Below are 26230 nucleotides of genomic sequence, written 5' to 3'. Positions count from 1 at the left end.
TCATGGAACATATACATGTTGTTGTCGGGATTGATCTTCTTGGGCGCTGGCCTGAGGCTCTACGGCCTTTCTGATAAAGGACTGTGGATGGATGAGTTATACAGTCTGTCTTTTAGTGATCCCGATAATGATTTGGCAACGGTCTTTCACAAAACCGTTGAAGATGTTCACCCACCTTTTTATCAAATAGTGTTGTGGCTGGTTTTTAAGCTGTTTGGGTATGCTGAACTTACCAGTCGCTATTTTTCAGTTGTGATAGGGGTTTCGGTTATTCCCGCTATGTTCTATCTGGGTGAGAAGTTGTTTAGTGCCTGGGTCGGGATCTATGCTGGTTTTCTGGTGTCTGTGAATTTTTTCCTGATTTCTCTTTCTCAGGACGGTCGATCCTATCAGTTACTGGTACTGTTAGTGATTGTGTCGTTTATTGCATTTGTTGATTTAATTGAAAAAAAGAATCTGAAGGGTGTGATTCTCTATGCGCTGACAGGTTCGATGCTGGTCAATACGCATTACTTCGGCGTATTTCCTGTGATGGCTCAAGCCGTACTGCTGCTATACTTTTCATTCAGAAGTGGAATGAAAAAAAAGCTTCTTGGCATGGGGGGTATTGCAGGGTTGTTGATTGCGATGTCGCTTGTTTCGAGTGTTTTTTACATACTTGATAATTGGTCGCGCAATGTTAATTGGATAACAAGACCTGAAGATGATTTTTTTGTAGAAGTATTCATGACTCAGATTGGGCGGGGACTGCTGGCCTTGGTCTATATTTTCTTTTTAGTGTGTGGTCTAGCTGATCTTATGCGGCGAGATGATCGCCGGGATGCGATGGCGCTGCTCTTGTTGTGGTGGGGGCTTGGCATTGTCATTGCTTATGTCAGATCTGTGTTTTATATACCGATACTGACATTCAAGAATATGATTGTTTTTCTGCCGGTAGTCATTTTGTTGACGGCTTATGGTATTGATTTGGTGCGAAATGGTTTTTGTAGATGCGTTGTTTTGGTTTTTGTGTTTGTTATGTCTTTTACTCAACTCTATTCATCTCCGGATTTAAGATCGTTCAGGATTGGTCACGATATAAGATCTCCGGTTTCCAAAATAAAACGTGATCAGGGGACGATGCCTGTTTACTCGCCATATCCTGAATTGATATCGGCTTATTTTAAGGTGTTGGGTTACCCCATTGCGGTGGGAAGTCTTGAGTCTATCGAGGCTAGAATGAAAACAAATAAGACGCCTGTTTGTTTTTATGTGGTCGATATGTGGAATATGGCCATGAATAAGGACTATCAATCCCGCTTCGATGTGGAAATCTCTTCAAATCAAAAGTATGCGGATACGGCACTGATAGTTTACAAAGTGCACGGCGCCATTCAATGCGACGGGACTGCAGCGGGGGGGTAACGGGGGATTTTCAAGACAGGCGAGAGAGCCATTGCCAACCTCACCTTGAAGTTGGCAATGGTCTTGGATTAAGCCGCCACCACCTCGCTTGGCTCAAAACTATCCGCCCGGGCCATCTGCCACATCCGCGAATAGAACTCGCCGTTCACTTCCCCGGTGAGCAATTCCCCCGGTTTCAAAAACACATGCAACTGCGAGAACAGCTTGATCTCGGTCGCCGACATGCGTCGTACCAGATGCTTGGCCGACAGTTGCGAGGGATGTTCCAGCCCGGCAGCGGCGAGCATTTCCGCCAGTGCTTTTAGCGTATTGCGATGGAAGCTGAACACGCGCTGGGCCTTATCCGGCACCACCAGTGCGCGTTGACGCAAGGCGTCCTGAGTGGCAACGCCCGTCGGGCATTTATTGGTGTGGCAGCTTTGCGACTGGATGCAGCCGATGGCGAACATGAAACCGCGTGCGGAGTTGGCCCAGTCGGCGCCGATGGCCAGCACGCTGGCAATGTCGAAGGCGCTGACGATCTTGCCGCTGGCGCCAAGTTTGATCTTGTCGCGCAGGTTCAGACCGACCAGCGTGTTGTGTACGAACAGCAAGCCTTCGCGCATCGGTACGCCGATGTGGTCGGTGAACTCCACGGGGGCGGCGCCGGTGCCGCCTTCCTTGCCGTCGACGACGATGAAGTCCGGGAGAATGCCGGTCTCCAGCATGGCCTTGGCGATGCCCATGAACTCCCACGGATGACCGAGGCAGAACTTGAAACCCACCGGTTTGCCACCGGACAGTTCACGCAGTTGCTGGATGAACTGCATCATTTCCAGCGGCGTGGAAAAGGCGCTGTGACGTGACGGCGAGACGCAGTCTTCACCCATCATGATGCCGCGGGTTTCAGCGATTTCCCGGGTGACTTTGTGCTTGGGCAGAATGCCGCCGTGACCGGGTTTGGCGCCCTGGCTCATCTTGATTTCGATCATCCGCACTTGCGGGTTCTGCGCCTGCGCGGCAAAGCGTTCCGGGTCGAAGCGGCCATCGCTGGTGCGGCAACCGAAATAGCCGCTGCCCAGCTCCCAAGTCAGGTCGCCGCCGTGTTCGCGGTGATACGGGCTGATGCTGCCTTCGCCGGTGTCGTGGGCAAAGTTGCCGAGTTTCGCGCCCTGGTTCAACGCACGGATGGCGTTGGCGCTGAGCGAGCCGAAGCTCATCGCCGAGATATTGAACACCGAGGCCGAGTACGGCTGGGTGCACTGCGGGCCGCCAACGGTGACGCGGAAACTGCTCGGGTCGCTCAATGGCGCCGGGCGCATCGAATGGCCGATGAACTCAAATCCGGATTGGTAGACATCGATCAGCGTGCCGAACGGTTTGTCGGCGCTTTCATTTTTCGCCCGCGAATACACCAGCGAGCGCTGGGCACGGGAGAAGGGCAGGGCATCGCTGTCGGATTCGAGCAGGTATTGGCGGATCTCCGGGCGGATGCCTTCGACCAGATAACGGATGTTGCCCAGGATCGGGTAATTGCGCCGCACCGCGTGGGGGCTCTGCAGCAGGTCGAACACACCGATCAGGCTCAACACGCCGGTCACCGCAGTGATTGGCCACAGCCAGTCGTGTTCGAGAAAAGGCAGGCTGGCGAGGGTGAACATCACGCAGACGGCAAAGAAGGCGTAGCGGCTCAGGAGTGACAGGCTCATACGGTTTCCTTGGTTCGGACTCAGTTGTTTTCAGCGAGGGACCAGGGGATGGGCAAAATCCCTGTGGGAGCGAGCCTGCTCGCGATAGCGGCCTGTCAGTAGAGAAATTATTGTCTGATACGACGCCATCGCGAGCAGGCTCGCTCCCACAAAAAGCCTCTCCACTAAATGTTCAGGCGTTTTGTGCCTGGAGAAAAATCGAAAACAGCTCGGACTGGGACTTGATCCCCAGCTTGCTGTACATGTGTTTCTTATGGACTTTCACGGTTTCTACGGAGATTTCCAGCTTACGGGCGATTTCTTTGCTGGAGCAACCGCTGAGCATCAAGCGGCCGACGTCCAGTTCCCGGGCGGTCAGTTGCGCGCCCTTGAGTTGTTGCACCGAGGCCTCCAGTTGCACGCGCCAATCTGTGGGGGCGGGTGACGCCGAGAGGGCCACGGTCTCGTTGATCTCGTACGGCAGGCGCTGGCGCAACAGGCCCAATACCCACGGCTGGATCAATGACAGCAAAGCGATCTGCTCGCCAGTGAAAGGTTTTTCACTGCCCAGTGACAGGCACAACGTGCGCTCGCCTTCGAGTTGGCAATTGAACTGGATTTCGTCGGCGACCACATTCAGACGAAAGTATCGCTGGTAATACTCGGTCAGCTCGAAATGCTCCGGTGCCACTTCCCAGAGGCGATACAGCCCGGTGCGCGATTGCTCGCGGCAGGCGATGTAGAACGGGTCGAGCAGGTACAGGCCGCGCAGGTAATCCTGAAACAACGGGTCAGGGCTGCCGTCTTCGCCGGGGCATTCGGCAAAGACCTGCGGGTGTTGGTCGGCGCTGAACAGCAGTGCGACCCAGCTATCGAACGGCACGTACTGGTCGAGCAGGCGCACCAGTTGCGCCCAGAAATTGGGCTTGTCCAGCGCATCGATCAGTTGCCCGACGGCGCGGTGCCAGGTGATGTCGTCCAACGAAAGTGTCATCGATCTACCCCTATCGGGTTACCCCGGCCGCGTGATTCCCCGACCGGTCGCAGCTGAGCATACTGGCCCACAGACAGCCACCGGGCAATCCTTCAGCGCCCGACCAAGAGAACAAGGACTCCTGATGAAAGTCGAACTCGCCCAACTGGCGGGCCGTGACAATGGCACCGCGTACAACCTTCAGCGCGCCCTCGCCGCGATTGCCGCGTGCGCGGCCGACACGCAACTGATCGTATTCCCGGAAACCCACCTGATGGGCTTCCCCACCGCCGACACTGTTGCGCAGACATCCGAAGCGGTGGACGGCCCGACCGTCAGCGCCGTGCTGGCAGCGGCTCGCGAACGCAACATCGCCGTGGTGATCGGCATGGCCGAAAACGACAACGGCCGGTTCTACAACACCACGCTGCTGATCACCCCCGACGGCATCGCCCTGAAATACCGCAAGACGCATTTGTGGGCTTCGGATCGAGGTGTGTTCGAGGCGGGTGACCGTTTTGCCACTTGCCTGTGGAACGGTGTGCGGGTGGGGCTGCTGATCTGCTACGACATCGAGTTCCCGGAAACTGCCCGCGCCTTGGCGCAACTGGGCGCCGAGTTGCTGATCGTCACCAACGGCAACATGGACCCCTACGCATCGACTCATCGCACGGCGATCACCGCACGTGCCCAGGAGAATCAGGCGTTTGCGCTGATGGTCAATCGCGTGGAGGCGGGGGATGACGGCTTGATGTTTGCCGGCGGCAGCGCGCTGGTCGATCCGCTGGGGACGTTGCTGTTCGAGGCGGGGCGTGAGGAAGGGCAGTTCACGGTTGAGCTGGATTTCAGCCAGTTGGAGATAGCGCGCAAGGATTACCGCTATCTGGATGATCAGCGCCTGACGTTGCCGGGGGAAGTGGTGGACTACGTCTGTGGATTGCGCGAGTTGCTGATTCCTACGCGCTGATCCGGATTTTGCGTCGCTCGGGCTGACGCCTTCGCGGGCAAGCCCGCTCCCACAGTGTCCGTGGTGGATACAAATGTGATGTACACCCCAAATCCCTGTGTGAGCGGGCTTGCCCGCGAAGAGGCCCGTCTAGACGACGCACATCGTTGAACACAAAAAAACAACGAAACACGGTTTCCGTCGCCAGCCGCCGGAAATGGATTTCCAGGAAGCCTCCTGATTCGCTTTCCTGCTCGGGGTTGGCGTTCGGCTTGGCGCGTGTGATGCTTGCGGCTTTTGCGCCAAGGGTTTTTCGTATGCCAGGTTCTTCCACCCTCCGTATCGCCGCCGCCCTGTTGCTCAACGCCGATGGCCAGACCTTGTTGGTGCGCAAGCGCGGCACCACAGCGTTCATGCAACCGGGCGGCAAGATCGAGGCGCATGAGTGGCCGGTGCAGGCGCTGGCCCGTGAGCTGGAGGAAGAGCTGGGGCTGGAGATCGACCCCACGCAGGCGACTTTCCTCGGGCAGTTCTGCGCGCCTGCTGCCAACGAACCGGGATTCATTGTTCAGGCTGAAATCTTTCAACTGAGCATCGACAGCAGCGTCTCCCCGGCGGCTGAAATCGAAGAAGTGATCTGGATCGACCCGGCCACCGACGGCGATGTCGAACTGGCGCCATTGACACGCGACCTGATCCTGCCGTTTTATCGAGCCTCGCTCACCGCCATCGCTTGATCATCCACGCAAAGGACTTTGCCATGATCCCGCTTCAAGACCTGCTGATCTTCGCCGCCGCCGCGTTGCTGATGGTGCTGACGCCGGGGCCGAACATGATCTACCTGATCTCGCGTTCGATCTGTCAGGGGCGCAAGGCCGGGGTGACATCCTTGCTCGGCGTGGTGGCCGGTTTCTTTGTGCATATGTTCGCGGCGGCGGCCGGTTTGACTGCGGTGTTTCTCGCCGTGCCGATGGCTTATGAAGTGTTGAAGTGGGCCGGTGCGCTGTACCTGCTGTGGCTGGCCTGGCAAGCGGTGAAACCCGGCGCACGTTCGCCGTTCGAAGCGCAGCAATTGCCGCCGGATTCATCACGCAAACTGATCACCATGGGCTTTCTTACCAGCGCCCTGAACCCGAAAATTGCGGTGTTCTACCTCTCGGTGTTTCCGCAATTCATCACACCCGAACATGGCTCGGTGTTCACCCAAAGCATCATCCTTGGCCTGACCCAGATCAGCGTCAGTTTTTGCGTCAATTTGCTGATTGCGCTGTTCGCGGCAGGCATTGCTTCGTGGTTTGTGCGCAACCCGACGTGGCTGGCGCTGCAGCGTTATTTCATGGGCATGGTGCTCGGCGGTCTGGCCGTGCGGTTGATGCTTGAACCGCGGCGAGGCGCTTGAGATGTGGATCGAACGGCTGGACGCCAGCCATGCCCTGGCCTACCGCGAGCTGATGCTCGAAGCCTACGACCGTCATCCTCAGGCGTTCACCTCCAGCGTGCGTGAGCGGGCAGTGATGCCGCTGAGTTGGTGGGAAGGCCGATTGACCAGCAAACTCGACGTGGTGCTCGGCGCGTTTGCAGACGGCAGATTGGCAGGCATCGTCGGCCTGGCGTTCGAACCGCGAGAGAAGGCCAGGCACAAGGCAACGCTGTTTGGTATGTACGTGTCGGCTGATTTTCGTCAGCACGGATTAGGCTTCGAGCTGGTGCAGGCAGCTGTGAGCGAAGCTCAAAACCACCCGGAGCTGAAACTCATCCAGTTGACCGTCACGGCCGGCAACGACGCCGCGTTCAAGCTCTACCAACGCTGCGGCTTCATCCAGTTCGGCCTCGAACCTTTGGCCGTGCGGGTGGGTGAAGATTACTTCGACAAGATCCACATGTGGCGTGAACTCTCCCACGCATAAGAGCAAAAGATCGCAGCCTGCGGCCGCTCCTACACAGGGCGTGCGTATCCGCAAATCTGTTGGGGCTGCCGCAGGCTGCGATCTGTTGATCTGGATTGTCAGCGCACCGCGCTGACGCCATCCAGGGTCGAGAACGATGTGTCCTTGGCCGTCAGCAGGAAATCGCGCATGTACGGCGCATCGAGCATGTCCGCCCGAATCGCCGCGTACAACGTCGCAAACAGGCCTTTTTCACCCAGCCGCTTGGCTTTGACGTAACCGCGCGAGCTGTATTCATGCAGTGCCCAGTGCGGCATGCCGCAGACGCCACGGCCGCTGGCGACCAGTTGCATCATCATCACTGTCAGTTCCGAGGTGCGTACTTGTGCCGGTTCGATGTCGGCCGGTTCGAGGAAGCGCGTGAAGATGTCCAGCCGATCCCGCTCCACCGGGTAGGTGATCAGGGTTTCGGTCAGCAAGTCTTCCGGGACGATGTACGGTTTGCTCGCCAGCGCGTGCTGGTTGGCGACCGCAAGCATGGCTTCATAGGTGAATAGCGGCACATACGTGATGCCGGCAATTTCCAGTGGATCAGAGGTGACCACCAGGTCCAGATCGCCACGGGCCAGCGCCGGCAGTGGCGCAAACGAAAAGCCTGAAGCGAGGTCGAGTTCGACTTCCGGCCAGGCATCGCGGAACTGGTCGATGGTCGGCATCAGCCACTGGAAGCAACTGTGGCACTCGATCGCCATGTGCAGACGCCCGGCCGTCCCACCCGCGAGACGGCTGATGTCACGCTCGGCGGCGCGCAGCAGCGGCAGGGTCGCGTCGGCCAGTTGCAGCAGGCGCAGGCCGGCGCTGGTGAAGCGCACCGGTTTGGTCTTGCGCACGAACAACGGCATCCCCAACCGTTCTTCGAGCTCCTTGAATTGGTGGGACAGCGCCGATTGGGTCAGGTGCAGGCGGTCGGCGGCATCCACCAGGCTGTCGGCTTCGCGCAGGGCGTGCAGGGTTTTCAGGTGACGGATCTCAAGCACCGCAGGCTCCATGAGTAAAATTTGTGGATAAGGCAATACTGGTGAGTTTGTCTCATGTTGCGCGACCTGTCGACCGTGGCCCGTCACGACCGCTCGGCACTCTTCATCAAACTGTCATGCAACTGTGGCAGCGCGCTTGAACAAAGTTCATCAGACTCGCGCTCTACTGGGGTTCTGCGTTTCGGTGTTTTTCATGCATAAGGCTTTTTTATCAATCGCGGCCATGTTGGCCGCGCTTTTGTTCGCGGCGCCGTCATTCTCCGCGCCGCGCTGCGATGTCAATGTGCCGACCGAGCACGTCGATCTGCAGCAAGTCAGCATCGCTTACCAGAGCATCGGTCGGGCGTCGGACCCGGCGTTGTTGCTGGTGATGGGCCTGGGCGGGCAATTGATTCACTGGCCGGACGAAGTGGTGGTCGCGCTGTGTCAGCAAGGCTTCCGGGTGATTCGCTACGACAATCGCGATGTCGGTTTGTCGACCTGGCGTCAGGCGCCGGTCGAGGCCAACCTGACGTTTGAAGTGCTGCGCTACAAACTTGGTTTACCGGTATCGGCGCCGTACAGCCTGACGGACATGGCCGATGACGCATTGGGGTTGATGAGTGCGCTGCACGTCGAACAGTTCCATGTACTGGGTGCCAGCATGGGCGGGATGATCGCCCAGCACATGGCGGCCATGGCGCCGCAACGGGTCGAGAGCCTGACCCTGATCATGACCACTTCCGGGGCCGAAGGCTTGCCGGCGCCGAGTGCGGCGTTGGTGCAATTGTTGTCGCGCCGTGGCGCGCCGAACCGTCAAGTGGCGCTGGAACAGCAGGCCGATCTGCTGGCGGCGCTGGGCAGCCCGGCGGTCAGCGATGATCGCCAGGCGTTGCTGCAACAGGCTGCTGCTTCCTATGACCGAGCCTTCAATCCCGAAGGCGTGAAACGCCAGATCATGGCGATCCTCGCCGAACCGAGCCGGGTGGCGTTGCTCAACCAGTTGCGCGTGCCGACGCTGGTGGTGCACGGCACGGCCGATCCGTTACTGCCGGTGATGCATGGCGTGCACCTGGCGGCACATATTCGTGGCAGTCAGTTGAAACTGATCCCGGGGCTGGCGCACCGTTTTCAGGAAGCGTTCAAGGAACCGTTGCTGGCGGCGGTGTTGCCGTACTTGCAGGCGCATCGTGAGGACACTTCGCACTGGGCGCAGATTGAGCCGGTGGCGGGCGGGAATCTCTTGTAGCTGAGGTTTCGCGGTGTCTGTACTGGCCCCTTCGGGAGCAAGCCCCCTCCCACAGGGGAACGCATTGCCAAGTGGGAGGGGGCTTGCTCCCGAAGGGGTCATCACTGTCGCCGCAAGACCGGACAGGTGTATCGTCTGGGTTTTGCGGCGCGAGGTGGTTCATGAACTCCACTCTGAAAATCGACTTTGTCAGCGACGTCTCCTGCCCCTGGTGCGTGGTGGGGCTGCGTGGCTTGCAGCAGGCACTGGAAATCCTGCGTAACGAGGTGCAGGCCGAGATCCATTTTCAACCGTTCGAGTTGAATCCGAAGATGGGCGCCGAGGGCCAGAACATCGCTGAACACATTCAAGAGAAGTACGGCTCGACGCCGGAGCAATCGCAGAAGAATCGCGAGGCCATTCGCGCCCGTGGCGCCGAACTCGGATTTGCCTTTCGCACCGATGGCAACAGCCGCATCTACAACACCTTCGATGCGCACCGTTTGCTGCATTGGGCGGGGCTGGAAGGTGTGCAATTGCCGCTGAAGGAGGCGCTGTTCAAAGCGTATTTCACCGATGGCGGCAACCCCTCGGATCACGCGCAGTTGGTGCAGATAGCTGAAAGCGTCGGGCTGGATCGCCAGCGGGCCGCGGCGATTCTGGCCTCGGACGAATTTACTGATGAGGTGCGTGAAGAAGAGCAGGTGTGGCTGCAACGCGGGGTGAGTTCAGTGCCGACGGTGGTCTTCAACGGTCAATACGCGGTGACTGGGGGCCAACCGGTGGAGACGTTTGTCGGGGCGATTCGGCAGATCATGGCCGAAGCCAAGGGCGGCACTGTCAGTCGCTAATCGCCCGCCGTGTGGTTTTGATCTTGATCGTTCCCACGCTTTGCGTGGGAATGCAGCCCCGGACGCTCTGCGTCCCATTAAAACGCGGAGCATGATCAAGACAAGATCAAAAGATCGCCGCCTGCGGCAGCTCCAGGGGGAGTGGTCACGAGTGAATGCGGACCCAAACCGTCACCAGTACGGTCGCCGCCATCAACCACGCCACCGCCGCCACCGCCAGCGAAGCCTCCAGGCGCATTCGGTCGACCATCACATACAACGTCGCCAGGTACACAAAATACGGAATGATTGACCACATCCCGAACACGATGGTGGTCTTCAAATCGTCAATCGAACGCCCCTTGCCGACGATGTAATGCGCGATCAAGGCAAAGGTCGGAAACAGCGGCACCAAACCTGCGATGTAGTAGTTTTTGGTCTTGGCCAGCGCCGCCAGTATCACCACCACGGCGGCGCCGAGTGCAGCTTTGAGTAGCAGATCCATCAGTGGCTCAACCCGTATTTTTTAACTTTGTCGAACAGTGTGGTTTTGGCCATACCCAGTTCCAGGCTGGCCTGGGTCAGGTTGCCGCCGCTGCGTTGCAGGGCATCGCTGAGCAGGTTGCGCTCGAAGGCTTCCACCGCTTCGGCAAACGCCAGGCCCTGGCCCGCGCTGCCCGCGCCGGATTTTTTGAAGGCTGGCAGGCCGAGGGCGAAGCGCTCGGCGACGTTGCGCAGTTCACGCACGTTGCCCGGCCAGTCGTGGCTCATCAGGTGTGACAGCGTCTGGTTATCCAGTTCCGGCATTGCACGGTCAAAGCGCAGCGCCGACTGCTGGGTGAAGTGTTCGAACAGTTGCAGGATATCTTCGCGGCGTTCGCGCAATGGCGGCAATTCCAGCGTTACCACGTTGAGGCGGTAATACAGGTCGCTACGGAATTCGCCGGCCTTGCTCGACTCGTCGAGATCGGATTTGGTGGCTGCGATCACCCGGCAATCCACCGCCACGCTCTGGTTCGAACCGAGGCGTTCGAGGGTGCGTTCCTGCAACACCCGCAGCAATTTGATCTGCAATGGCAGCGGCATGCTTTCCACTTCGTCGAGGAACAGCGTGCCACCGTCGGCGTGTTCGATCTTGCCGATGCGGCGTTTGCCTGCGCCGGTGAAGGCGTTGGCTTCGTGGCCGAAAATCTCGCTTTCAAAAAGGTTTTCCGGCAGGCCGCCGCAGTTCAGCGCAACGAATTGTTTGCTGTGACGGCGGCTGAAATCGTGCAGACAACGGGCGACCAGTTCTTTGCCGGTACCGGTCTCGCCTTCGATCAACACGTTGGCCGAGGTGTCGGCGACGTTGGCGATCAGTTCGCGCAGCTTCTGCATGGCTGGCGAGCGCCCGATGATCCGCCCTTCAAGGGAATCACGCTCAGCCAGTTGCCGACGCAACGACGAGACTTCGCGCGCCAGGCTGCGTTGCTCCAGCGCGCGGCGTGCAACGTCCACCAGACGCTCCGGCGAGAACGGTTTTTCCATGAAGTCGTAGGCGCCTTTCTGCATTGCGCCGACGGCCATGGAGATGTCGCCGTGGCCGGTGATCAACACCACGGGCAAGCTGCGGTCGCGTTGCTTGAGGCGGGTCAGCAGTTCCAGGCCATCGATGCCGGGCAGACGAATGTCGCTGATGACGATGCCGGCAAAGTTGTCGCCGACGCGCTCCAGCGCTTCTTCGGCACTGCCGACGCCGATGCAGGGAATGTCTTCCAGCGTCAGCGCTTGCTGGCAGCCGAGCAACACATGGGGGTCGTCTTCGACGATCAGCACACTAAGGTCGTGATTCATATTGGCTCGGCAGGAGTAGGGCTTACCAACGGTAAACTGAGGACGAAGGTGGTGCCACCACCGCCTGGGTGTTCGACACCCAGGTGGCCGCCGGTGGCAGCGGCGAGGCTGGCCGAGAGGGTCAGGCCCAGACCCAGGCCTTGCTCGCCGGGCTTGGTGGTGAAGAACGGTTCGAACAGATGCTTACGTGCTTCGGCGTCGACACCATGGCCGTTGTCGCGCACCCGCAGGCGATATTTGCCGTTGAATTCCTCACCCTCCAGCCACAGTTGCGGCAGCGGTTGTGCCTGCATGGCGTCGAGGGCGTTGCCGATCAGGTTGACCAGAATCTGTTCGAGGCGGGTCTGGTCGATGTGCAACTGCACATCGATGAATTGTCGGTGCAGTTGCAGTGCCGGGTTTTCCAGACGGGCGCCGAGCAATTGCAGTGCGGCGTCCACGGCTTTGCCGAGGCTGGCCTGGCCCTGATTGTCACCGCGCCGGGCAAACGAGCGCAGGCTCGCGGTGATTCGGCCCATGCGGTCGATCAGGTCGTTGATGGTCTTGAGGTTGGTGCTGGCGACATCCAGTTGACCACGCTCCAGAAAGCGCACGGTATTGCCCGACAGCGTGCGCATCGCCGCCAGTGGCTGGTTCAATTCGTGGGCGATGCTGGTCGACATCTGGCCGATGGCGGCGAGTTTGCCGGCCTGCACCAGTTCATCCTGAGCGCGGCGCAAGGTTTCTTCGGCCTGCCGGCGTTCGCGGATCTGGCTCTTGAGGCGCTCATTGCTCGCACGCAGGTCGGCGGTGCGTTCGGTAATCCGACGCTCCAGTTGATTGTTGGCTTCCTGCAAGGCTTCGCGGGCGGCGAGGCGCGTGGCGATGACCTTGCGTCGCTCGTTCCAGGCGATCAGCAGGAACGCCACCAGCGCAAACGCCACGGCCACCAGAATCCCCTGATTGATGGCCTCGCGACGCAGATCCTGCAACGGCGTCAGCAGGGTGAAATTCCACGGCGTATCGCTCAACGGCCGGGTCTGCGCCAGATAGCTGATGTCGTCTTCGCCGGAATGCACTTCGCTGTTGGCCGGGAAGGTGAGTTTTTCTACGCCTTCGGAGAGTGTTTCTCGGGCCAGCGGTTGCAGTTCATTGAGCGGGAACCAGTAGTACTGCAGGCTGCGGGCGAGTTTTTCCTTGATCTCGTCACTCAGCGCAATCACCGATTTCAGGCGCCGGGCCGGATCGCTGGAGAGAATGATGATGCCGTTTTCGTCGCTGACGAAGGCTTCGAGGCGCGCCCGCTGCCAGCGTTCTTCCATGGCTTCCAGACGCACTTTGACCACGGCGACGCCGACGATCTTGCCGTGTTCTTCCAGGCCATGGGCCAGGTAGTAACCGGGTTCGCCGTTGGTGCTGCCGATCCCGTAGAACCGGCCCGGTTCGCCACGCACGGCTTTTTGAAAGTAGGCGCGGAAGGACAGGTCTTCCCCCAGGTAACTGTCGACATCGCGCCAGTTGCTGGTGGCCATGACGCGGCCGGTGGTGTCCATCACGTAGATGGCCCGACTGCGGCTGCGCCGGTTCAGGCCTTCAAGGTATTCGTTGACCGTTTGCCGGTGTTCCGGGGTCGGGTCGGTCAGCAGTTGCGGGACACTGGTTTCCAGTTCCAGCAGGCTGGGCAGATAGGTGTATTTGCTGATCTCGCTCTCGACCGCACGGGCGTGCAGTTCCAGCTGGCGCTGGCCGTTCTCGCCGAGGCTGCGGATACCGAAATGTTCACTGGTCCAGAAGCCGACAAAACCCAGACCGATCATCAGGGCGATGACCAGCGGCGGCAGGAACAGATGGCGAATCAGACGGGGCTTCACGGCAAGTGATGGCGGCGCTGCGCGATAGAGATTGGGGTCGCATTTCATCACAGATGCCTTGGGTCAACCACCACACTTGTTGCGAGGGCAACGCCGGCCCTTGTGGGAGCGAGCCTGCTCGCGAAAGCGGACTGACATTCAACATCCAGGCTGAATGTAATGGCCTCTTCGCGAGCAGGCTCGCTCCCACAGGGAAGGAGCAATGCCCCGGCGGGTGTGTTGCTTTTAGTGCTGCAGGATTTTCTCGAGGAAGTGCTGCGCGCGTTCGGAGCGGGCGCTGATGTCGCCGAAGAACTCCTCTTTCGGGCAGTCTTCGATGATCTTGCCGGCGTCCATGAAGATCACCCGGTCCGCCACTTTGCGGGCGAAGCCCATTTCGTGGGTCACGCACATCATGGTCATGCCTTCGTGGGCCAGTTGCACCATCACGTCGAGCACTTCGTTGACCATTTCCGGGTCGAGCGCCGAGGTCGGTTCGTCGAACAGCATGACGATCGGGTCCATCGCCAGCGCACGGGCAATCGCCACACGCTGTTGCTGACCGCCGGACAATTGGCCCGGGTGCTTGTGGGCGTGAGCAGACAGACCTACACGCTCAAGCAGTTGCAGACCTTTCTTGGTCGCCTCTTCCTTGCTGCGGCCCAACACCTTGATCTGCGCGATGGTCAGGTTTTCGGTGATGGTCAGGTGCGGGAACAGTTCGAAATGCTGGAACACCATGCCCACGCGCGAACGCAGTTTCGGCAGGTTGGTCTTCGGGTCGGCAATCGAAGTGCCGTCGACGACGATGTCGCCTTTCTGGAACGGCTCCAGCGCGTTGACGCACTTGATCAGGGTCGATTTGCCGGAACCCGACGGGCCGCAGACCACGATCACTTCGCCTTTTTTGACCTCGGTGCTGCAATCAGTCAGCACCTGGAAGTCCCCATACCACTTGTTGATGTTTTTGATAGAGATCATACGGCGAACCTTTTTTGCAGACGCTTGACCAGCAGCGAGGCGGCAAAGCTGATGATGAAGTACACGACACCGGCGAAAATCAGGAACTCATTGGAACGACCAATGATGTCGCCGCTGGCGCGGGAGGCGTTGAGGAAATCCACCAGGCCCACGGTGTAAACCAGCGAGGTGTCCTGGAACAGAATGATGCTCTGCTGCAGCAGCAGCGGGGTCATCTTGCGAAAGGCCTGCGGCAGGATGATCAGACGCATCATCTGGCCGTAGCTCATGCCCAGCGCTTGCGCAGCACCCATCTGGCCTTTGGGAATCGACTGCACGCCGGCCCGGACGATTTCGCAGAAGTACGCCGCTTCGAACATCATGAACGCCACGATGCACGAGGTGAACGCACCGATCGGGGTGTCTTCGCCGGTGATCCAGCGCAGCACGAACGGCACCGCCAGATAGAACCAGGTGATCACCAGCAGCAGCGGGATCGAACGGAAATAGTTGACGTACGCGCCGGCAACGTTGGACAGCAGTTTGTTATGCGACAGCCGGCACAGCGCAAGGATGGTGCCGAGAATGATCCCGCCCACCACGCCCATGGCCATCAGCTTGAGGGTCATCACCATGCCGTTCCACAAACCGGGAATGGCCGGGACGATGCCACTGAAATCGAATTCCATTATTTACCCCCCACGGAGATCAGGCCGGGCACGGCGACTTTCTTCTCGACCACGCGCATCAGCAGCATGAGGCTCATGTTCAGGGTGAAGTAGATCAGGGTCGCCAGGGTGAACGCTTCGAACAGGTTGGCCGAGAACTCGGCGGTCTGTTTGGTCTGCGCGAGCAGCTCCATCAAACCGATCAGCGAAGCCACGGAGGAGTTCTTGAAGACGTTCAGGAATTCCGAGGTAAGCGGCGGAATGATGATCCGGTAGGCCTGGGGCAGCAGCACGTTCCAGTAGATCTGCGGCAGCTTGAAACCCATGGCGCGGGCCGCCGATTCCTGGCCGCGTGGCAGCGCCTGGATACCGGTGCGTACCTGTTCGCAGACACGGGCGGCGGTGAACAGACCCAGGCACACGACAACACTCAGGTAAGCCGAGGTGGTCGGGTTCAGATCCTGCTTGTACCACTCCTGCAGATCCGCCGGCAGCAAGTCGGGCACCAGGAAGTACCAGATGAACAGCTGAACCAGCAGCGGCACGTTACGGAAGAGTTCGACGTAGCAGGTGGCGATGCCCGACACGATGCGGTTCGGCACAGTACGCATGACACCCAGTATCGAGCCCAGCAGCAGGGCGATGATCCAGGCCACGATGGCGATGGCGATGGTCCAGCCCAGCCCGGAGATGAACCAGTCGAGATAGGTCTCGCTGCCCACGCCGGTGGACTTGAAGAACACGCCCCAGTCCCAGTTGTAATTCATTAGGGTCTCCCCTCGATTCGATCAATGTACAAGTGCCCGCCCGGGAAACTCCGTTCCCTCTGATCGTGTAGATCAGGCACACGCGATCGGCTCGACAGCCACCGGTTCGAGTGTTTCCAAAAAGTGCAGCAGGGAGTGACAAACTCCTGAAAGGGCGGCGCCCCTTCAGGAGATAAGGTTAGTCAGAAATCAGGATTTCTTGTCGTCAGCCGCTTTGTCGGTCGGATTGGCGATCAGGGCCTTGAGCTCGTCGCTCATCGGGAAGTTCAGGTTCAGGCCTTTTGGCGGAATCGGCTGCATGAACCACTTCTCGTAGATCTTGTTGATCGCGCCCGACTTGTAGGTCGCCACGATGGCGTCATCGACAGCCTTTTTGAACGGCTCGTCGCCTTTGCGCATCATGCAGCCGTAGATTTCGTACGACTGTGGTGTGCCGGTGACGGCCCAGTCGGTGGCTTTCTTGGCCTTGGCGGCTTCGCCGGCCAGCAGGGCGTCGTCCATCATGAACGCAACGGCACGGCCCGATTCCAGCATCTGGAAGGATTCGCCGTGGTCTTTGGCGGAGATGACGTTCATGCCCATCTGCTTGTCGGCGTTCATCGCCTTGAGGATGCGCTCGGACGTGGTGCCAGCGGTGGTCACGACGTTCTTGCCTTTGAGGTCGTCGAAATCCTTGTACTTGGAGTCAGCCTTGGACAGCAGACGGGTACCGATTTCGAAGATGCCGACGGAGAAGTCAACTTGCTGCTGACGCTCGACGTTGTTGGTGGTGGAACCGCACTCGACGTCCACGGTGCCGTTCTGCACCAGCGGGATACGGGTTTGCGAGGTCACCAGGTTGTATTTGACTTGCAGGTTCGGCAGGTCGAGGTCTTTCTTGATGGCTTCGACGATGGCCAGCTGGATGTCGTGGGAATAGCCCACTGGTTTGCCGGAAGCGTCAGCGATGTAGGAAAACGGGATGGAGGCGTCGCGGTGACCCAGAGTGATCACACCCGACTCTTTGATCTTCTTCAGGGTGCCGGTGAGCTCGGCGGCGAAAACTGGCGTGATGATCAGAGCGGCAGCAATGGCTGCGCCCAGGATATGGGGAACGATGCGCATCAAATTTTCCTCGAATTGTTTTTTTTATGGAGCCAGTTTGTCGGCCCTTTTGTGCTTCGAATGCCTGACGGCTCCTGAAGTGTTGGCTCACAGGCATTCGTCGAGAGAGTGTAGAGCATGAGTCGTGCCAGACCAGTCGACAAGACTTAACTCTTTGATCTGTATAGTGATTAATTTTTTGTGGCGATATTTTTTGCCACGGACGATCCGGTTAACCGAACCGACCGGAAAGTCGCGTTCGGAAAACCGAATGAACGGTCAGCCGTTGTTCGCGCTGAGCGCCGTTTCATGCAGGTACTGCCATTCGACGTGATCTGCCTGAACCTGAAGGATCGCCACAGAAAGTCGAGCGTGGACGGTGTCGCCCTGGTAATGCGTTTCGATATAACTCAACGCAATGGTCTCGCCTTCTTGCCAGACCGTATGCAGGTCGCTGATCTCGATCTTCAGGCCAGGCCTGCCTCCCACTGTTGCTTTGAACAATTGCTCCACTTGCGCGCGATCAACCTTCATGCCCGAGGTGGTGACCATGGCGAAGTCGTTGGCGAAGACGCTCATCAGTGGCGCGATGGCGGCTTCGCCGCTGCCGTCGCTATCGGTAAATACGCGATGAATCAGTTCATGCACGTGGTGAATGCTGTATTGCGCTTGTTCAATCAGGTTGTCGTTCATGGGGTGCCTTTGCAGGGTTCAATTGACTCATCGAAAAAAGCGGGAGCAGTCCGGCCAGCGCCGCTATCACAAACGTCGCGTGGTAGGCATCGGTCGTGCCGAACGGCTTGAGCAGCAGGTTGAAGATCATCAGCAACAGCGCCGCACCGAAGCTGAACGACAGCTGCCGATTGATGTTCCAGATCACGCTGGCCTTGTGCGTGTCGCTGCCGCTGAAATCCAGCAGCGCAGTGGCTTGCGCGGTGTTCGCGCCGAGGCCGCCGCCAATGCCCATCAAGCCATAGGCGATGACAATTACCCCGATACTGGCTGGCGCATTTACCAGCGTCAGTGTGGCGATGCCGGCGCTGTGTAGCAGCAGGCCAAGCGTGAACAGGCGTTTGGCGCCGACCTGGTTGTAGACCCGGCCACCGATCAGCATCGCGATGAACGCGCCGATGGCGTAGACGATCATGAACATCCCGGTCAGTCGGGCGCTGAAGTGCAGGATGTTCTGCAGAAAGAACATGCTCAGCAGGTTGACCCCGGTGAACACACCCGGAATGGCGTAATAGATGAAGATCGAAGTGCTGAGCCTGGTGCTTTTGAGCAGGCCCAGATCGATGATCGGCTGGTTCGCTTGGCGGTAATGGCGCAGGTACAGGGCAATAAACAGCAGGCCGGCCGTCACCCAGGCAAGTGCCATCGACGGCGGATAGTCGCCGCCATACAACGACATGCCCATCAGCAGAGTGGCGAGTGCTGCGCTCACCAGCAGCAGACCTTTAATGTCTGGACGCGGCAGGCTGGCCGGTCTGGCGTCCTTGATCCACCACCACGACAATCCGGCGGCAATCAACGAGAACGGAATATTGCTGTAGAACACCCAGCGCCACGAACTGCTGTCGACGATGGCCCCGCCGAGGGTCGGCGAAATCGCCGGAGCAATCAGTGCTACAGCCATCACCAGAGTAGAGATTTTTGCCCGTTGCTCGCCCTGAAACAGATTGAAGGTCAGCGCCTGTCCGACCGGAATCAGCAAGCCGCCGCCGATGCCCTGCACGAAGCGCCAGAACACCAGTGCCGGGAACTGCTCGGCCAGACCACACATCCACACCGATCCGCTGAACACCAGCATGGACACCGTGAGAATCTTCCGGCTACCGAAACGAGCCGCCAGCCAGGTGCTCAGCGGAATGATCAACGTCAGCCCGAGAATGTAAGCGTTGGCCACCCAGGCAACTGAGGAAGTACTGACTTGTAAACTCACCGACAAACTGGGCAATGCCACCGCCGACATGAAGATGTTGATGCAGTCGATAAAGAACCCGAGCAGAAAGATTGACGCAACTTTGTAGCGGTAACTCATGGTGTTTCCCCTTTGTCGACGAGGATAGGGGCGATAGACTCCGACCGTCGATGCAATGGGGCTGAACACAATGTTTGACAGGATTTGACAGTGAATCACGGCGCCATGCATACGCACATGAATCGGGTGCAGACGTTCCTCGCGATCGTCGATCTGGGTTCGTTCACCAAGGCTGCGGATTACCTGAACATCAGCCGGGCCATGGCCAGCCTGCACGTCAAGGCGCTGGAACAGGCGCTGGCCACCACGCTGCTGATCCGCAATACCCGCACGATAGCGCTGACTGAAACCGGGCAGAGTTTTTATGCCGAGTTCAAAGGCATTGTCGCGGACATCGACAGTGCCTTTGAAAACGTCTTGAAGGGCAGTAATCGGGTTTCGGGAAAGTTGCGGATCAGTTCGACCAGTGAGTACGGCGAGAAATACATCCTGCCGCTGCTACCGTTGTTTTCGCAGACGTATCCGGAGATCCGGCTGAGTTACCACGTCAATTCTTCATTGAATGACTTGGTCGCCGAGAAACTCGATCTGGTGATTCGTCTGGGCAGCCTGGCCGACTCGGCGTTCAAGAGTCGCAAAATTGCTGACTATGAAATCGTACTGGTGGCCACCGAGCAATTTCTCTCGCGTCATCCGGTGCGTGATCCACTGGATCTTAATGGCGTGCCATGGATCGCCAACAGCAATCTGCAGACACCGACGCAGTGGTTGTTGCGTGATCGGCAAGGGCGGGGCATGGAGGTCAGCGGCGCGCATTATTTCGAATCGAATTCTTCGGCGGCCATGCGTGCGATGACGCTGTCGTCGCTTGGTGTATCGGTGTTACCGCAGTGGCTGATCGAGGATGACCTTGCCAGCGGACGCCTGATCCGTTTGTTGCCGGAATATTCGTTGCCGTCGCGGTCGATCAATGTGGTTTTCCCCAGCAGCCCGCACCTGCCACACAAGTCGCGGGTGTTTATTGATTTTCTGTTGTTGCATCTGGCGAATTGAGGTCGGTCCAACAGCCCCTCACTCCAGCCCTCCCCGAGGGAGAGGGGGGCGGATTTCATTGGCGCAACAAAAAGCCCCTGAACCTCACGATTCAGGGGCTTTTTCATTCAAGCGATGATCCGAAGATCAGGCCGCTTCAATCTTGCGGTTCTGCTCAACCTGGCCCAGATACGCCGCCAGTTTCTCCTGCTCAGCCGGGGTGGTGAACAACCCCAGCTTGCTGCGGCGCCACAGAATGTCATGCGCCGTGGTCGCCCACTCTTCGCTGCACAGGTAATCGACTTCACGGGTGTAGAGCCCGCCACCCAGGTGTTCGCCCATGTCGGCGAGGGTTTCCACGCCTTCGAGCATGCGCCAGGTGCGGCTGCCGTAGGTGGTCGACCAGCGGCGGGCGATCTCGGTCGGGACGAAGTCGAACTTGTCGCGGATCAGCGCGCTCAAGGCCTGTGGGGTGGTCATGTCTTCACCGCCGGGCAGGGTGGCGGCGGCCGTCCAGCTCGGGCGCATTTGGGTGAAGAATGGCAGCAGTTGCGCCATCGCTGACTCGGCGAGTTTGCGGTAGGTGGTCAGCTTGCCGCCGAATACCGACAGCAGCGGTGCTTCTTCACCGCCACCTGACAGTGCCAAGGTGTAATCGCGGGTCACCGCCGACGGGTTGTCGGATTCGTCGTTGCACAGCGGACGTACGCCCGAGTAGCTGTGCTGGATGTCGTCACGGCTGATCTGCTTCTTGAAGTGGGCGTTGACCACTTTCAACAGGTATTCGGTTTCGCCATCGGTGATCGCCACTTTGGCCGGGTCGCCGGTGTACTCACGGTCGGTGGTACCGATCAGGGTGAAGTGGTTCAGGTACGGAATGGTGAACACGATGCGCTGATCTTCGTTTTGCAGAATGTGCGCTTGCTCGCCTTCGTACAGTTTCGGCACGATGATGTGGCTGCCCTGAATCAGACGGATGCCGTACGGCGATTCCATCTTCAAGTCGTCACGAATGAACTTGGCGACCCATGGGCCAGCGGCGTTCACCAGCGCTTTGGCGGTGATCGAAAACAGGCTGCCGTCGGCACGCTCTAGGTTCAGGTGCCACAGGCCTTTGGCGCGGCGGGCGCTGACGCAACGGGTCTGGGTGTGCACGTGGGCGCCTTTTTCACGGGCGGCCATGGCGTTGAGTACAACGAGCCGGGCGTCATCGACCCAGCAATCGGAGTATTCGAAGCCCTTGGTGATTTCGCTTTTCAGCGCGCTGTCGGCGCCGAACTTCAAGCTTTTCGAGCCTGGCAGTTTTTCGCGCTTGCCGAGGTTGTCATACAGGAACAGACCGGCACGGATCATCCACGCCGGACGCAGGTGCGGACGGTGCGGCAACACAAAGCGCATCGGCTTGACGATGTGCGGCGCCTTGGCCAGCAGCACTTCGCGCTCGGCCAGTGCTTCGCGCACCAGACGGAATTCGTAATGTTCGAGGTAGCGCAGGCCACCGTGGATCAGCTTGCTGCTGGCTGACGAGGTGTGGCTGGCCAGGTCATCCTTTTCGCAAAGGAACACCGAGAGACCGCGACCGGCGGCATCCGCTGCGATCCCCACCCCATTGATCCCGCCGCCGATGACGGCAACGTCGTAGATCTCGGAGATAGGGGGCGTACGCAAGGTAGATGTGGACATCGGCTGGCCTCGGGCTCTTTTGATTTTCTGTTTGGAAATTGAACATAAATGTTCATTTGCGAAAATGGTAGCCCATAAACACGCGCACAGCCAGTCGCCTTCGATTGAAAAAACTCATCGAAGGACAGCAAAAGGAAAATTTTCGAACATTCACAGGCAGATCGTTCCCATGCTCCGCGTGGGAATGCATCCATCGACGCTCTGCGTCGGCTTTGAGATGGGACGCAGAGCGTCCCGGGCGGCATTCCCACGCAGAGCATGGGAACGAGGGGTTAAACGACTTCCAGACGAATCTTGTGCTGACTCAACAACTGCGCCAGCGCCGGCACCGGCTGCTGATCGGTGACCAGGCAATCGATCAGGCTGATCGGCCCCAACCGAATCATCGCATTGCGCCCAAACTTGCTCGAATCCGCCGCCAGAATCACCTGCCGCGCATTGGCAATGATCGCCTGGGAAACGCGTACTTCCTGATAATCGAAGTCGAGCAGGCTGCCGTCCTCGTCGATACCACTGATGCCGACCAGGGCAAAATCGACCTTGAACTGGTTGATGAAATCCACACTCGCCTGACCCACCACACCGCCATCACGGCGCACGTTACCGCCCGTCAGCAGCACATCGAAATCATCCTTGGCACTGAGCATCGACGCTACGTGCAGGTTGTTGGTGATGATCTTCAGATGGTTGTGATTGAGCAGGGCGCGGGCAATCGATTCGGTGGTGGTACCGATGTTGATGAACAGCGAGGCGTGATCGGGGATCTGGGCGGCGATGGCTTCGCCGATGCGTTGTTTTTCATCGCGCATCTGATCGGCGCGCATCGCATAGGCAGTGTTTTCGACGCTGGAATCATAGGCCGCACCGCCATGGTAGCGACGCAGCAGATTGGCTTCCGCGAGTTGATTGATGTCGCGGCGGATGGTTTGCGGGGTAACAACGAACAGCGTGGCCATTTCCTCGATGCTCACATAGCCGCGTTCGCGGACCAGCTCGAGGATTTGCTGCTGACGGGGAGGCAGATTCATGGGGCTTCCTTTGGGCTGCCGTGCAAAATTTGCCCATGATGCCGCAGGAATCCGCTCCCGACCAGTTAGTTGCCTTTCAGTCTCTGAAGGTTGGCTTATTCAGCGTCTTCACGCGCCCAGTCACGGGTGCGGCTGACGGCTTTTTTCCAGCCTTTGTACAGCTTCTCTTTCTCGACTTCGTCCAGGCTCGGTTCGAACTCGCGCTCGATCACCGCCTTGCCGCGCAGTTCTTCCAGGCTGCCCCAGAAGCCGCACGCCAGACCGGCCAGGTAAGCCGCGCCAAGTGCCGTGGTTTCGCGCATTTGCGGGCGCTCGACCTGAGTGCCGAGGATGTCGGCCTGGAACTGCATGAGGAAGTTGTTCGCCACTGCGCCACCGTCCACGCGCAGGGCCTTGAGGCGTTCGCCGGAGTCCTGTTGCATGGCGTCGAGCACGTCGCGGGTCTGGTAGGCGATCGATTCCAGCGCGGCGCGGATGATGTGATCCACGCGCACGCCGCGAGTCAGGCCGAACAGCGCGCCACGGGCATACGGGTCCCAGTACGGAGCGCCTAAACCTGTGAAGGCCGGCACCAGGTACACGCCGTTGCTGTCCTTGACCTTGTTGGCGAAGTATTCGGTGTCGTGGGCGTCGTTGATGATTTTCAGCTCGTCACGCAGCCACTGCACGGTCGAACCGCCGTTGAACACCGCACCTTCGAGCGCGTAAGCGACTTCGCCGCGCGGGCCGCAAGCGATGGTGGTGAGCATGCCGTGCTTGGATTTCACCGCTTTGTCGCCGGTGTTCATCAGCAGGAAGCAACCGGTGCCGTAGGTGTTTTTCGCCTGGCCCGGCTCGACGCACATCTGACCGAACAGTGCCGCTTGCTGGTCGCCGGCGATACCGCCGATGGCGATGCCGCTCTTGGTGCGACCGTAGATTTCCGAGGAGGCTTTGACTTGCGGGAGCATTTCGCGCGGGATGTCGAGGATCTCGAGCATCTTCGAATCCCACTCAAGCGAATGGATGTTGAAGAGCATGGTGCGCGAGGCGTTGGTGTAGTCGGTGACGTGCACCTTGCCGCCGGTGAATTTCCAGATCAGCCAGCTATCGACGGTGCCGAACAGCAGTTCGCCGTTGCGCGCACGCTCGCGACTGCCTTCGACGTTGTCGAGGATCCACTTCAATTTGGTGCCGGAGAAATACGGGTCGGTGACCAGGCCGGTGGTGTCGCGGATGTATTCTTCGTGGCCATCACGCTTGAGTTGCTGGCAGATCTCGGTGCTGCGGCGGCACTGCCAGACGATGGCGTTGTACACCGGGCGGCCGGTGGTCTTGTCCCAGACCACGGTGGTTTCACGCTGGTTGGTGATGCCGATGGCGGCCACCTGATCGTGATGCAGGCCGGCCTGGGCCAGCGCTTCAACCATCACCGCGCTCTGGGTGGCGAAGATTTCCATCGGGTCGTGTTCAACCCAACCGGCTTGCGGATAGTGCTGAGCGAATTCGCGCTGCGCAGTGCAGACCACGTTCGCGTCGCGGTCGAAAATGATCGCGCGGGAGCTGGTCGTACCCTGATCAAGGGCAATGATGTAGTTCTTATTCTGAATGTCGGTCATGTCGATTGCCTTGGACGAAATAAGGGTGAGTGGGCCGGGGCGCAGGTTCTAACGGGCAGGAACCTGCGCCGACTGTTTCAAGAAGTTCTTGGTTTGCCGTCAATGGCCGGTTCTGCATCCTTTGTAGCAGGTGTGACGCCGGTCAGGTGACGGGCAATGAGCCCGCGATACCCGGCAGCACCGAGGCAGGCACCGACAATCGGTGCAAAAATCGGAATCAGGAAATACGGAATATCGCGGCCGCCAGTGAAGGAAATTTCACCCCAGCCGGCGAAGAAAGTCATTAGCTTTGGACCGAAGTCGCGCGCCGGGTTCATCGCAAAACCGGTCAGCGGGCCCATCGAGCTGCCGATTACCGCGATCAGCAAACCGATCAGCAGCGGCGCCATTGGGCCTTTCGGCAGGCCATTGTTGTCGTCGGTCAGGGCCATGATCACGCCCATCAGGATCGCGGTGATGATCATCTCGACGAGGAACGCCTGAGCGGTGGACAGCACCGGGTTCGGGAAGGTGGAGAACACCGACGCCAGTTCAAGGCTGGCTGCCGAACCACGAACCATTTGGTGAGTTTGTTCGAAATCGAAGAACAGGTTGCTGTACAGCGTGTAAACCAACAGTGCACCGCAGAAGGCGCCGGCGATTTGCGCGAGGATATAGAACGGCAGTTTGCGCTTTTCGAAGTCGGCGAAGATCGTCAGGGCGATGCTCACGGCAGGGTTCAGATGCGCACCGGAAACGCCGGCGGTGAGGTAGATCGCCATGCTGACGCCGACGCCCCAGATGATGCTGATTTCCCACAGACCGAAGCTGGCGCCAGCGACCTTGAGCGCGGCGACGCAGCCAGTGCCGAAAAAGATCAGCAGTGCAGTACCCAGAAACTCGGCCATGCATTGGCCCGAGAGCGTTGGTTGCTGTAAAGCAGTTGTCATTGAAAACCTCGATTTTTGTTGTTGTCTGGCGCTCTGCCAACAGGGCAAGGCGCGATTTTCACCAGGGCAGGATCCCCATCCTGATCCCGGTTTACTGCTGGGTGCTGCGATAACCACAATTCTTACATTATTCAGATTCGAAAAAATATAGACAAGAAACAAACCTGTCAAAGGTCGAAAGTGAACTGTCGGTCACAATAAAACTATTGGCGCGGTGAATGATCCTCGGCGGGCGACGAATTTCGTCCCGCCGACCTGTCTGCAAGCCACGGGAAACGCGGCGTTGGAATAGAGCCTTTTGTGATCTGATCGCCTAGAATCCTGCGCAGGATTTTTCTGTTACTGCCGAGCCTGGAGCTGCCATGACCCCTGCGTTGAACTTGTTGAAAAAAGTTCGTGCCGAACATCGCGTGCACAGTTACGAACATGACCCGAAGGCCGCGTCCTATGGGCTGGAGGCTGCAGAAAAACTGGCACTTGCGCCGGCTCAGGTGTTCAAGACGCTGCTGGCGGCCAGTGAAAAGGGTGAATTGTTGGTGGCGGTGGTGCCGGTCGTCGGAAGTCTCGATCTCAAAGGTCTGGCGCATGCGGCTGGCGTGAAAAAAGTCGAGATGGCTGATCCGGCGGCTGCTCAGCGCTCCACCGGTTATCTGTTGGGCGGCATCAGCCCTTTGGGCCAGAAGAAGCGCTTGCGCACGTTCATCGATAACTCGGCCCAGGCTTTTGCGACTATTTATGTCAGTGCCGGTCGGCGTGGGCTGGAAGTCGAGCTGGCGCCGGCGGTGCTCGCTGAGCACATCCAGGCCAGATTCGCCGACATCGGTCGCGCGTAAGAAAAGCCTGCACTGTATGAAGAAAATTGGCCGATTCTGTCACTGGCGCTGATCCG

Annotated in this window: 25 protein-coding genes; 9 read left to right on the top strand and 16 right to left on the bottom strand. The window is 58.9% G+C overall.

What is annotated here, in order from left to right; all coding sequences use genetic code 11:
• Nucleotides 1-15: 15 nt before the first annotated feature.
• Nucleotides 16-1404, top strand: coding sequence for a glycosyltransferase family 39 protein (locus CKW18_RS20575; protein ID WP_170947291.1), 1389 nt, complete (start codon nt 16-18; stop codon nt 1402-1404).
• 68 nt (nt 1405-1472) lie between these two features.
• On the opposite strand, the gene CKW18_RS20570 is transcribed toward CKW18_RS20575, so the two are convergent.
• A complete protein-coding gene (locus CKW18_RS20570; protein WP_095190479.1) occupies nt 1473-3092 on the bottom strand; it encodes an FMN-binding glutamate synthase family protein in 1620 nt (539 codons plus the stop codon).
• A 172-nt stretch (nt 3093-3264) separates the two neighbouring features.
• Entirely contained in the window at nt 3265-4065 is an 801-nt protein-coding gene (locus CKW18_RS20565) for a LuxR C-terminal-related transcriptional regulator (protein WP_095190478.1), read from the bottom strand.
• A 124-nt stretch (nt 4066-4189) separates the two neighbouring features.
• Here CKW18_RS20565 and CKW18_RS20560 point away from each other — a divergent pair, with 124 nt between their 5' ends.
• The 4 genes from CKW18_RS20560 (at nt 4190) to CKW18_RS20545 (ending at nt 6897) form a co-directional block, all read left to right on the top strand.
• Nucleotides 4190-5011 (top strand): carbon-nitrogen hydrolase family protein, encoded by an 822-nt coding sequence (locus tag CKW18_RS20560; protein ID WP_095190477.1) that lies wholly within the window; start codon nt 4190-4192, stop codon nt 5009-5011.
• A gap of 296 nt (nt 5012-5307) precedes the next feature.
• Nucleotides 5308-5727, top strand: a complete 420-nt coding sequence (locus CKW18_RS20555) for an NUDIX domain-containing protein (protein ID WP_095190476.1) — start codon at nt 5308-5310, stop codon at nt 5725-5727.
• A 23-nt stretch (nt 5728-5750) separates the two neighbouring features.
• Nucleotides 5751-6389: a LysE family translocator gene (locus CKW18_RS20550; protein WP_095190475.1), complete on the top strand. Its 639-nt coding sequence runs from the start codon at nt 5751-5753 to the stop codon at nt 6387-6389.
• A gap of 1 nt (nt 6390) precedes the next feature.
• Entirely contained in the window at nt 6391-6897 is a 507-nt protein-coding gene (locus CKW18_RS20545) for a GNAT family N-acetyltransferase (protein WP_095190474.1), read from the top strand.
• A 98-nt stretch (nt 6898-6995) separates the two neighbouring features.
• On the opposite strand, the gene metR is transcribed toward CKW18_RS20545, so the two are convergent.
• The gene (metR, locus tag CKW18_RS20540; RefSeq protein ID WP_095190473.1) at nt 6996-7913 is read right to left on the bottom strand and encodes a transcriptional regulator MetR; all 918 of its coding nucleotides are present in this window, start codon (nt 7911-7913) and stop codon (nt 6996-6998) included.
• Between the two features lie 193 nt (nt 7914-8106).
• On the opposite strand from metR, the gene CKW18_RS20535 reads away from it, so the two are divergent.
• Together CKW18_RS20535 and CKW18_RS20530 are read left to right on the top strand one after the other, a co-directional pair.
• Nucleotides 8107-9141: an alpha/beta fold hydrolase gene (locus CKW18_RS20535; protein WP_095190472.1), complete on the top strand. Its 1035-nt coding sequence runs from the start codon at nt 8107-8109 to the stop codon at nt 9139-9141.
• 161 nt (nt 9142-9302) lie between these two features.
• Nucleotides 9303-9971: a DsbA family oxidoreductase gene (locus CKW18_RS20530; protein WP_095190471.1), complete on the top strand. Its 669-nt coding sequence runs from the start codon at nt 9303-9305 to the stop codon at nt 9969-9971.
• Nucleotides 9972-10116: 145 nt separating this feature from the next.
• Here the strand turns inward: CKW18_RS20530 and CKW18_RS20525 are convergent, their stop codons facing one another.
• The 9 genes from CKW18_RS20525 to CKW18_RS20485 all read right to left on the bottom strand — a co-directional run bounded on the left by CKW18_RS20525 (nt 10117) and on the right by CKW18_RS20485 (nt 19131).
• On the bottom strand, nt 10117-10455 hold the full coding sequence (locus CKW18_RS20525; protein ID WP_095190470.1) for a GlpM family protein: 339 nt from the start codon (nt 10453-10455) through the stop codon (nt 10117-10119).
• A complete protein-coding gene (locus CKW18_RS20520) occupies nt 10455-11783 on the bottom strand; it encodes a sigma-54 dependent transcriptional regulator (protein WP_095190469.1) in 1329 nt (442 codons plus the stop codon). Before CKW18_RS20520 ends, CKW18_RS20525 begins: the two co-directional genes overlap by 1 nt.
• Nucleotides 11780-13681 (bottom strand): ATP-binding protein, encoded by a 1902-nt coding sequence (locus CKW18_RS20515; RefSeq protein WP_095190468.1) that lies wholly within the window; start codon nt 13679-13681, stop codon nt 11780-11782. The genes CKW18_RS20520 and CKW18_RS20515 overlap by 4 nt, the downstream gene beginning before the upstream one ends.
• Nucleotides 13682-13858: 177 nt before the next feature.
• Entirely contained in the window at nt 13859-14593 is a 735-nt protein-coding gene (locus tag CKW18_RS20510; protein WP_007916729.1) for an amino acid ABC transporter ATP-binding protein, read from the bottom strand.
• Complete coding sequence (locus CKW18_RS20505; protein ID WP_095190467.1) at nt 14590-15261, bottom strand: amino acid ABC transporter permease; 672 nt, start codon at nt 15259-15261, stop codon at nt 14590-14592. Before CKW18_RS20505 ends, CKW18_RS20510 begins: the two co-directional genes overlap by 4 nt.
• Nucleotides 15261-16007, bottom strand: coding sequence for an amino acid ABC transporter permease (locus CKW18_RS20500; RefSeq protein ID WP_095190466.1), 747 nt, complete (start codon nt 16005-16007; stop codon nt 15261-15263). Before CKW18_RS20500 ends, CKW18_RS20505 begins: the two co-directional genes overlap by 1 nt.
• A 189-nt stretch (nt 16008-16196) precedes the next feature.
• Nucleotides 16197-17111 (bottom strand): glutamate/aspartate ABC transporter substrate-binding protein, encoded by a 915-nt coding sequence (locus CKW18_RS20495; RefSeq protein WP_095190465.1) that lies wholly within the window; start codon nt 17109-17111, stop codon nt 16197-16199.
• A gap of 258 nt (nt 17112-17369) precedes the next feature.
• Nucleotides 17370-17783, bottom strand: a complete 414-nt coding sequence (locus CKW18_RS20490) for a DUF4440 domain-containing protein (RefSeq protein ID WP_095190464.1) — start codon at nt 17781-17783, stop codon at nt 17370-17372.
• Nucleotides 17764-19131, bottom strand: a complete 1368-nt coding sequence (locus CKW18_RS20485) for an MFS transporter (RefSeq protein ID WP_095190463.1) — start codon at nt 19129-19131, stop codon at nt 17764-17766. The genes CKW18_RS20490 and CKW18_RS20485 overlap by 20 nt, the downstream gene beginning before the upstream one ends.
• Nucleotides 19132-19236: 105 nt before the next feature.
• Here CKW18_RS20485 and CKW18_RS20480 point away from each other — a divergent pair, with 105 nt between their 5' ends.
• On the top strand, nt 19237-20124 hold the full coding sequence (locus CKW18_RS20480) for a LysR family transcriptional regulator (protein ID WP_095190488.1): 888 nt from the start codon (nt 19237-19239) through the stop codon (nt 20122-20124).
• A gap of 126 nt (nt 20125-20250) precedes the next feature.
• Here CKW18_RS20480 and glpD read toward each other — a convergent pair whose 3' ends face one another.
• The 4 genes from glpD to CKW18_RS20460 form a co-directional block, all read right to left on the bottom strand.
• Nucleotides 20251-21786, bottom strand: a complete 1536-nt coding sequence (gene glpD / locus CKW18_RS20475; protein ID WP_095190462.1) for a glycerol-3-phosphate dehydrogenase — start codon at nt 21784-21786, stop codon at nt 20251-20253.
• A gap of 272 nt (nt 21787-22058) precedes the next feature.
• The gene (locus tag CKW18_RS20470) at nt 22059-22814 is read right to left on the bottom strand and encodes a DeoR/GlpR family transcriptional regulator (protein WP_007916700.1); all 756 of its coding nucleotides are present in this window, start codon (nt 22812-22814) and stop codon (nt 22059-22061) included.
• 95 nt (nt 22815-22909) lie between these two features.
• A complete protein-coding gene (glpK, locus tag CKW18_RS20465) occupies nt 22910-24412 on the bottom strand; it encodes a glycerol kinase GlpK (RefSeq protein WP_095190461.1) in 1503 nt (500 codons plus the stop codon).
• A 77-nt stretch (nt 24413-24489) separates the two neighbouring features.
• Nucleotides 24490-25341: an MIP/aquaporin family protein gene (locus tag CKW18_RS20460; protein WP_095190460.1), complete on the bottom strand. Its 852-nt coding sequence runs from the start codon at nt 25339-25341 to the stop codon at nt 24490-24492.
• A 362-nt stretch (nt 25342-25703) separates the two neighbouring features.
• Between CKW18_RS20460 and ybaK the strand changes: the two genes are divergently transcribed.
• Nucleotides 25704-26174, top strand: a complete 471-nt coding sequence (gene ybaK, locus CKW18_RS20455) for a Cys-tRNA(Pro) deacylase (RefSeq protein WP_095190459.1) — start codon at nt 25704-25706, stop codon at nt 26172-26174.
• Nucleotides 26175-26230: the final 56 nt, after the last annotated feature.

Source organism: Pseudomonas sp. Irchel 3E19, from assembly GCF_900187585.1.
Lineage (GTDB): Bacteria > Pseudomonadota > Gammaproteobacteria > Pseudomonadales > Pseudomonadaceae > Aquipseudomonas > Aquipseudomonas baetica.
Note: the sequence above shows the minus strand (reverse complement) of the source record. Positions and strands in the feature narration are given on the sequence as shown.